The following is a 7,212-nucleotide window of genomic DNA, read 5'->3' as shown; positions in this document are numbered from 1 at the left end:
GCGGATCACGCCGCCCGCACCGAAGGGCAAGCGGGCGACACGATCCGCCCGAGGGGCAGGGCCGAGCCCCGCTAACGTCTTGAGAAGATTGGCGCACCCGACACGATTCGAACGTGTGACCTTTGCCTTCGGAGGGCAACGCTCTATCCAGCTGAGCTACGGGTGCTGGCCGTGGCCATTCCCTAGCCCAACCGCGCCGGGAGCGCAACGGCGCCCGCACCGTCGCGTGCGGACGCGGGCGCCGCGGCCAAATCTCCGGCGCGTGTTGCCCCAGCGTCCTTGCCTTCGCGCGCCGTTTCCCGGCCCCTGGGCGGCGGGCAGAGGCGTCGCGGAGCGGGCAGGGGTGGCGGAGACGACGGGCGGCCGGGATCCGCGGGCGAACAATTTCGGGTCCCTGCGCCTCCTGTTCGCGGGCCTCGTGATCCTCGCGCACGCCCCCGAACTCGTGGACGGGAACCGGTCTCGGGAGTTGCTGACGCAGGTCTTCGGAACCCTGTCCCTAGGGGAGATAGCCGTCGACGGCTTCTTCCTCGTGAGCGGCTACCTGATCACCGCGAGCTACCGCGCCAAGCGCTCCTTCGGCGACTATCTCGCGCGGCGGGCGCTGCGGATCTACCCGGCCTTCGTGGTCGCGTCCCTGCTCTGCATCGCCGTCGTCGCGCCCCTCGGCGGCGGCAACCTCGCGGCCGCCTCGCCGCTCGAGACGCTGCTGAGACTGTCGCTGCTGCTGATGCCGGTGGTCCCGGGCGCCTTCGCCGAGCTGCCCTACCCGCTGCTCAACGGCTCGATGTGGACCATTCCGTGCGAGTTCGGCTGCTACCTGCTGCTCGGCCTCGTCGGCACCGCCCGCGCCTTGCGCCGCCGCGGGCGCTATCTCGGCCTGCTCGGGGGGCTCGGCAGCCTCCTCGCCCTGCGCTGGCTCTTCCTGCCCGTCGGGCATCCGGGCGACACCCTCGGATCCCTGTCGGAGATGATCCGCCTCACCTTCGTGTTCTGCTGCGGCGGCGCCTTCCGGCTGTTCGCCGACCGGATCGCCTACACGCGGCGCGGCGCGACCCGCGCCGCCCTGCTGCTCCTGCCGCTGATGTTCAGCCGACCGCTGGCCGAGCCTGCCTTCGCGATCCTCGGCGGCTACCTGATCTTCTGGTTCGCCTTCGCGGTGCGCCCCACCGCCCTCAGCCGCGCCACCGCCCAGGTCGACCCGTCCTACGGGCTCTACCTCTACGCGTGGCCGGTGCAGAACCTGCTGGTCGCGCGGATCCCCGGCATCTCGCCCTGGACGGTCGCCGCCCTCGCCCTCGCGGCCGCTATCCCGCTCGGCCTTCTGAGCTGGTACCTCATCGAGCGGCCGATGCTCCGGTTCCGGCCGGGACCGGGCGGCGCGCGGCCGGAGCCCGGCGCGATCTCGGCGGCCGCGCCCGCGCTCGGGGCCTAGCGCCGGAACACCCGCGGCCGCCGGTAACCGGCGCCACCCCGGCGCGTTCTCGATGGACCATCGGGACGCGGCCGCGGAGGCGGGACATGACGCAGGCTCTGGATCGCGCGACGCTCGACCGGCTGGTCGCCCTCGGCCGCGACCGGGGCCTCCTCACCGCCGACGATCTGCGCGCCGCGCTGCCCGTCGAGCGGATGGACGTCGACGCCCTGGTCCTCGTGATGCTGGAGCTGGAGGCGGCGGGCGTGAGCGTCGAGCCGGAGGCCTTCGGCCCCCCGACGGACCGGGCGATCCCGGTCTCGGTCGCGCTTCCGGCGCCGCGGCCCGGCACGCCGCCGGTCCGGGCCGCGGAGGCGGAGGCGGGGCAGGGCGCGGCCTTCGCGGCGCCCGCATCCGCCGCGCCGGCCGCCCCGGAGCCGGTCCCGGACGACGGCGCCGATGCCGGCCGGGCCGTCCTCCTGGCAGGCTTGGCGACCGTGCTGATCCTCGGCGCCGTGCTCCTGATGCTGTGAGCGCCCGGCGCGGAACGCATCGGGCCGCGGCTCCGTTGGCGAGAGCCGGCCGGTGACGGCCCCGAGGATTCTCGTATCCATGCGTCAGACCCCGGACGGAACCCTCGCCCTGCTGATCGCGGCCCTGCGCGAGGGCACGGCGCATGTCGAGGCGCTGCTCACGCTGGCGCGGACGGAGGTCGACGGCAATTTCCGGGCGATCGTGTCGCTGATCGCCATCGTCGGCACGATCCCGGTGCTGCTGATCGTCACCTTCTTCCTCGGCCTCGACGCCGTGGTGAAACTGCTGGCCGTGCCGTTCGGTGCCGAGGCGCCGGCCGCGCTGATCGTCGCCGCGCCGTTCCTCGTCATCGCGCTCGGCCTCGGCTGGATGGGCGCCCGCCGGATGGCGCTCTCGAACCTCGAGCCCTGGCGGACGTGGCGGCAGGTGAAGCGCGATGTCCAGGAGGTGACGCGCGCCGGCGCGTGAGACCGGGACCGGAAAACCCAAAGGTATCAACGCGTTTCAGAGGAATGCTCGCGCGCACTCTGAGCGCGGGTCGACCGCGCGCGACGCGCGGCGTGCGGAGGAGCGCGTTCAACCGATCTGCCAGGATCCGTGCTCAAAGCTCTGCTCCGACGACTGAATCCGCCCGAGCCGGTCTGCACCTAGCCCGTCGGCGCCAGCATGGTGCCGAGACCCGGATCGAGCGGGACGTCGAGGCGGCAGCGCAGGCCCTCGGCCTCGAAGGCGAGGTCGACGGTGCCGGCGAGTTCGCGCCGCACGCCGCCGGCGATCAGCCGCGTCCCGAAGCCCACCCGGGTCGGCGCCCGCACCGGCGGGCCGCCGCGCTCCTCCCAGCTGATCCGCAGGCGCCGCTCCCCGGCCGCGCCGGCGGCGAGCGACCACGCCACCCGGACGCGGCCCTCGCGGACCGAGAGGGCGCCGTACTTGGCCGCGTTGGTGGTCAGCTCGTGGACCGTCATGCCGAGGGCCAGCACCTCGCGGGGGCTCAGCGACACGTCCGGCCCGTCCAGGCGGATCTGGTCGTCGCCGGTCCGGTAGGGTCCGAGCTCGCTCTCCAGCACCTCGCGCAGGGGGGCCCCGCTCCAGTCCTCGCGGGTCAGGAGGTCGTGGGTCTTCGACAGGGCCAGGATCCGCGCCTCCAGGACCTCCGCGGAGCCGCGGGACTGTCGGGCGAGGGCCTGGACGGTGGCCAGGGTATTCTTCACCCGGTGGTTCAGCTCGTGCAGCATCGTGCCCTGCTGCGCCTGCAGGGCGCGCCCGCGCTGGATCTCCGCGCGCAGCTCGGCGGTGTTGCGCTGGAGGGTGCCGGCCATGGCGTCGAGCTTGCTGCCGAGCCGGTCGAACTCCGCGGCCCCGCGCAGGCCGGTGCGGGCGGCGAGGTCGCCGGCCTGCCACGCCGCCGCGGTGCGCAGGAGCCGGTCGACCGGGCGCCGGATGAACACCCGCCCGGCCACGAGGGCGGCGGCGAGCGCCAGCGCCGCCCCCAGGGCGATCAGGATCAGCCCGCGGCGGGTGGCGGCGTCGATATCCGCGAAGGCGGTGGCGTAGTCGCGCCCGACGACGACGCGCACCCCGGCCAGCGGGCCGTCCGGCATCGCGGTGGCGATGATCCGCTTCCGGCCGTCGAGGCCGGCGGCGACGCGGACGTCGCTGCCCTGGGCCTCCAGCATGGCGGCCCGGTCGGGCGGGATCGGCCTGCCGATCCAGGCCGCCTCGTCCGGGCGGCGGGCGATGATCAGGCCGTCCCGGTCCGTCACGGTGATCGCCGTCTCCGGCTGATGGAGCGCCTGCTCCAGGTGATCGGAGAGCCAGTCGAGGTCGACGGCGGCGAGCAGGACGCCCGCCGGGGCCCCCGCCGACTCGCCGACATGGACGGCCCGGGCGAAGTGGATCGACGACCGCTTCGTCTGGAAGCCGACCGCGTAGCCGCCCACCGCGTAGCCGCCCCGCTCCAGGGCGCGGCGGTGATAGGCCCGGCCGCGGCTCGAGTAGGAGCCCGCAGGCGCGCCGGCGCTGTCGCAGATCACGGCCCCGTCGGGGTCGGTGAGGGCAATCAGCAGCACGTGCGGCAGCCGCGCGGCAGCCCGCCGCAGGTAGGCGGTGCAGGCCACCGGCTCCCGCACCTGCACGGTGGCATCCTCGGAGATCAGGTCGAGGGCCTGCTGCATCCGCTCGGAGATCTGGGCGAAATCCTCCGCGACGTCCCGCGCGGTGGCGCGGGCGTCGGCCCGCACGGCCGCGTCGCGGCTCGCCCGCAGGGCGACCTCGTTGTAGCCCTGGATCGCCAGCGCCGGGGCGAGGGCGAGCAGGACGAGCAGCAGGATGCGGGTCGTCAGCGACAGCGGCATCGGCGGTCAGTCGCGACCGGCGATCGGCGCGGGCGCCCGCGCGGCCAGGGTCTCCACGGAGTACGGCTCGGTGATCATCCGCATCCCCGATTCGAGTCCGCAGGTGGCGAAGGTCGCGTTCTCGGCGGAGCCGGTGATGACCTGGCCCCTCGGATCCGGCCGTCGCGGCCGCCGGGCAGGCCGCCATGGCCGACCAGCCGCCCGGCCGCCGCGGCCGCGCCCATGGGGCGCCGCCGGATCGGGCGGATGCGATCGGCGCGCGCGGGGGCGGATTCGAGGGCCGGACGCCGTCTCATGTCGGCGTTGTTGCAGAACCGGTCGGCCCTTGCCAGTGCGCCGCGCGGTCGGGGCGGCGGGACCGTGGGCCGGCTCGCCTCAGCGCCCGCGGGGCCGGCCGGCCTCCGGACGCAGGTGCAGGAAGCTGCGCTCGCCGGTCGCGGCCTCGGCCACGTGCTGGATCGTGTCGAGCAGATCGGACACGGCCCGCGGCCCGGCCGGCCGGAAGCCCGCCCTCGGCTCGACCCAGCGTCCCTGCGTGCGGTCCGCGGCGATCTGCGCCTCGCTCAGCGCGTCGAAATCCCGGCGTCGGGTCATGGCTCAGCCCTCCGCCGGGGACTCTGTCGGGGGCATGGTTGACGAAAGGTTAACGCCGGATCCGGCGGGGCGGCGCGCCGCGAATACCCGCCGGCTTGATCCCCGGCACAGGCCTCTCTAAACAGCGAAAACCGAGGTAAATCAATAGATTAGTGTGATTATAAACTGCGGTCTCCGGACCGGCCCGGATCGTGGTACCGGTCGAGGTACGGCGTGCGGGGGGCGATGACCGGTTCCGCCGGACCCGCCATCGGCACCCGGGTCGTCGACACCCTGGCGGCCCTGCGGCCGCTGGCGCCGTTCTTCTGCCTGTACGTGACCTTCGGGGCGACGCTCGGCTTCCTGTCCGGCGGGGCGCCGCTGATCCTGCGGGCGCGGGGCGTGGAGCTGGCCGAGGTCGGGCTGCTGCAGCTCATCAACCTGCCGGTCGGGCTCACCTTCCTGTGGGCACCCCTGCTCGACCGGCTCCGCCTGCCGATCCTCGGCCACCGGATCGGCTGGATCGCGGCCGCGCAGGCCGCCTCGGTGCTCCTGCTGGTCGTCCTGAGCCTCGGCGAGGCTTGGCCGCTCCCGGCGCTGCTCGCCCTGGCGATCGCCGCCTGCGCCTGCGTGGCGACCATGGACATCGCCCTCGAGGCCCTGGTGGTCGAGACCGTGCCGGCGGAGCGGCGCGCCTTCGTGGCCTCGGCCAAGCTGTGCGGCGCCTCCCTCGGCGGGATCCTGGGGGTCGGCGTGCTGGTCGGCTCCTACGACAGCCTGGGCTGGCGCGGGGCGGTCCTGGCCTGCGCGGCCCTCGACGCCCTCTGCCTGCTGCCGATCCTGGGCTACCGGGAGTCGCGCCTGCGCGAGACCCGCACCGGCCGCGGTGCCGGCACCGCGGCCGGTGCGGGCCCGGAACGCTGGTCGGGCTCCCTGGCGCGGCTGCGCCGCCTGGGCGGTCGCGTGCTGGTGCTCGGCGCCTACTTCGCCGCCTCCTACCTCGTGGGCGGGCCCAACACCCTGGCGCTCCTCGATCTCGGCGTCCCGCTCGGGCAGGTCGGCACGCTCACCGGCACCGTGCTCCCGGCCGTGAACCTCGTCATGGCGCTGGCGGCCGGATGGCTGGCCGCGCGGTTCGGCACGGTCCGGCTGATCGCCGTGGGGGCCCTCGGCGTCCTGGCCTCCGGGGGCCTGATGGTCGTCGCCTGCGCGGGCCGGGTGCCGGATCTCGGCATCACCGCCGCCGTGCTGGGCTTCGTCGCGGGCGGGTTCCTGGGCGTGCCGGTCTTCAACATGATCTACCGCTGGGCCCAGGGGCCGAAGCCCGCCACCGACTACGCGCTCCTGTTCGGCGCCGCCTTCTTCGCCGCGATGCCGCTGCGGGTGGCAGCCCCGGCGCTCGCCGGCTGGATCGGCTGGCCGGGCTACTTCGCCGCCACCCTGCCGCTCTACGCCGCCGCGGTGGCGTGGCTCGCCGTCGCGGTCGACCGGACCCTGCGCGACGACGGGGCGGTGCGATGATCGCCGAGGTCGCCGCCCAGGTTCCCGACACGCTCGCGGCCTACCGGGACGGGATCGCCGAGGGCCCCGGCGGCCCGGAGGCGCTGCCCCTCGGCGCCCTGCGCGACGGGGCCGTGTTCGACGCGACGCTGGCGGCCTTCGGGGCCGGGTTCGGCGCGGCGTTCCGGACCGCGGATCCGCGGGTCCGGGTCTCGTACTGGAGCCAGTTCTACCTCGCGGCCCTGGCGACGCCGGCGCTGACCGCCCTGGTGCGCCTCGGCCGGCCGCTGCCGCTCGCCTTCGACGCGGTCAGCCTCGAGCTCGACGCGGCCGGCCGCCCGTGCCGCTTCCGCCTGCCCGCGGACGCGTCGGCCCGCGCGGCCTGCCCGGCGCCCGGCCTGACCGGGCTGGTGGAGGCGCATCTGCGCCCGTTCGTCGAGCTCTGCCACGCCCGGTGCGGGATCGCCCCCAGGGTCCTCTGGGGCAACGCTGCGGTGATCCTCGACTACGTCGCCCGGGAACTCGGGGACCCGCTCGCCGGGCTGGCTGGGGACGGGGAGGGGGCCGGCACCACCTGCGCGAGCGCCTGTACCACCACCTGCCCTACCGCCCGCGCCGCAGACCACGCCGCCGCCTGTGACGACGTCGCGGCCTGCCTCGGATGGCGCGCCGGCCCCGGCTGCGCTAGGAGCCCGCTCGAGAGTCCTCTTGCGCAGGCGCTCTGCCCGGGACCTTCGGGCTGCCGGCGGCGGCGCGTCTGCTGTCTGCGCCACCGCCTGCCGGGGGTGCCGTCCTGCGGCGCGCTCTGCCCCGTCGAGTGCGCCGCCCAACGTTGAT

Annotated in this window: 7 protein-coding genes and 1 tRNA gene; 5 read left to right on the top strand and 3 right to left on the bottom strand. The window is 75.1% G+C overall.

Annotated elements, in window-relative coordinates; genetic code table 11:
• Window positions 1-89 precede the first annotated feature (89 nt).
• Window positions 90-166 (bottom strand) — tRNA-Arg (locus ABIC30_RS28990).
• 177 nt (window positions 167-343) lie between these two features.
• On the opposite strand from ABIC30_RS28990, the gene ABIC30_RS28985 reads away from it, so the two are divergent.
• The 3 genes from ABIC30_RS28985 (at window position 344) to ABIC30_RS28975 (ending at window position 2,416) form a co-directional block, all read left to right on the top strand.
• Complete coding sequence (locus ABIC30_RS28985; protein ID WP_354456539.1) at window positions 344-1,435, top strand: acyltransferase family protein; 1,092 nt, start codon at window positions 344-346, stop codon at window positions 1,433-1,435.
• Between the two features lie 86 nt (window positions 1,436-1,521).
• Complete coding sequence (locus ABIC30_RS28980; protein ID WP_354456538.1) at window positions 1,522-1,947, top strand: RNA polymerase sigma factor region1.1 domain-containing protein; 426 nt, start codon at window positions 1,522-1,524, stop codon at window positions 1,945-1,947.
• 79 nt (window positions 1,948-2,026) lie between these two features.
• Complete coding sequence (locus ABIC30_RS28975; protein ID WP_042669436.1) at window positions 2,027-2,416, top strand: phage holin family protein; 390 nt, start codon at window positions 2,027-2,029, stop codon at window positions 2,414-2,416.
• A 179-nt stretch (window positions 2,417-2,595) separates the two neighbouring features.
• Here the strand turns inward: ABIC30_RS28975 and ABIC30_RS28970 are convergent, their stop codons facing one another.
• The gene (locus ABIC30_RS28970) at window positions 2,596-4,302 is read right to left on the bottom strand and encodes a sensor histidine kinase (RefSeq protein WP_354456537.1); all 1,707 of its coding nucleotides are present in this window, start codon (window positions 4,300-4,302) and stop codon (window positions 2,596-2,598) included.
• Window positions 4,303-4,677: 375 nt separating this feature from the next.
• Window positions 4,678-4,896 (bottom strand): hypothetical protein, encoded by a 219-nt coding sequence (locus ABIC30_RS28965; protein ID WP_020094759.1) that lies wholly within the window; start codon window positions 4,894-4,896, stop codon window positions 4,678-4,680.
• A 225-nt stretch (window positions 4,897-5,121) separates the two neighbouring features.
• Here ABIC30_RS28965 and ABIC30_RS28960 point away from each other — a divergent pair, with 225 nt between their 5' ends.
• Together ABIC30_RS28960 and fhuF are read left to right on the top strand one after the other, a co-directional pair.
• On the top strand, window positions 5,122-6,396 hold the full coding sequence (locus ABIC30_RS28960; RefSeq protein WP_354456536.1) for an MFS transporter: 1,275 nt from the start codon (window positions 5,122-5,124) through the stop codon (window positions 6,394-6,396).
• Window positions 6,393-7,211: a siderophore-iron reductase FhuF gene (gene fhuF / locus ABIC30_RS28955; protein WP_354456535.1), complete on the top strand. Its 819-nt coding sequence runs from the start codon at window positions 6,393-6,395 to the stop codon at window positions 7,209-7,211. The genes ABIC30_RS28960 and fhuF overlap by 4 nt, the downstream gene beginning before the upstream one ends.
• The last annotated feature ends 1 nt before the right edge of the window (window position 7,212 follow it).

It is taken from the genome of Methylobacterium sp. 1030, assembly GCF_040544715.1.
Lineage (GTDB): Bacteria > Pseudomonadota > Alphaproteobacteria > Rhizobiales > Beijerinckiaceae > Methylobacterium.
The sequence above is the reverse complement of the archived record's forward strand: the minus strand, read 5'-3'. Positions and strand labels throughout refer to the sequence as shown.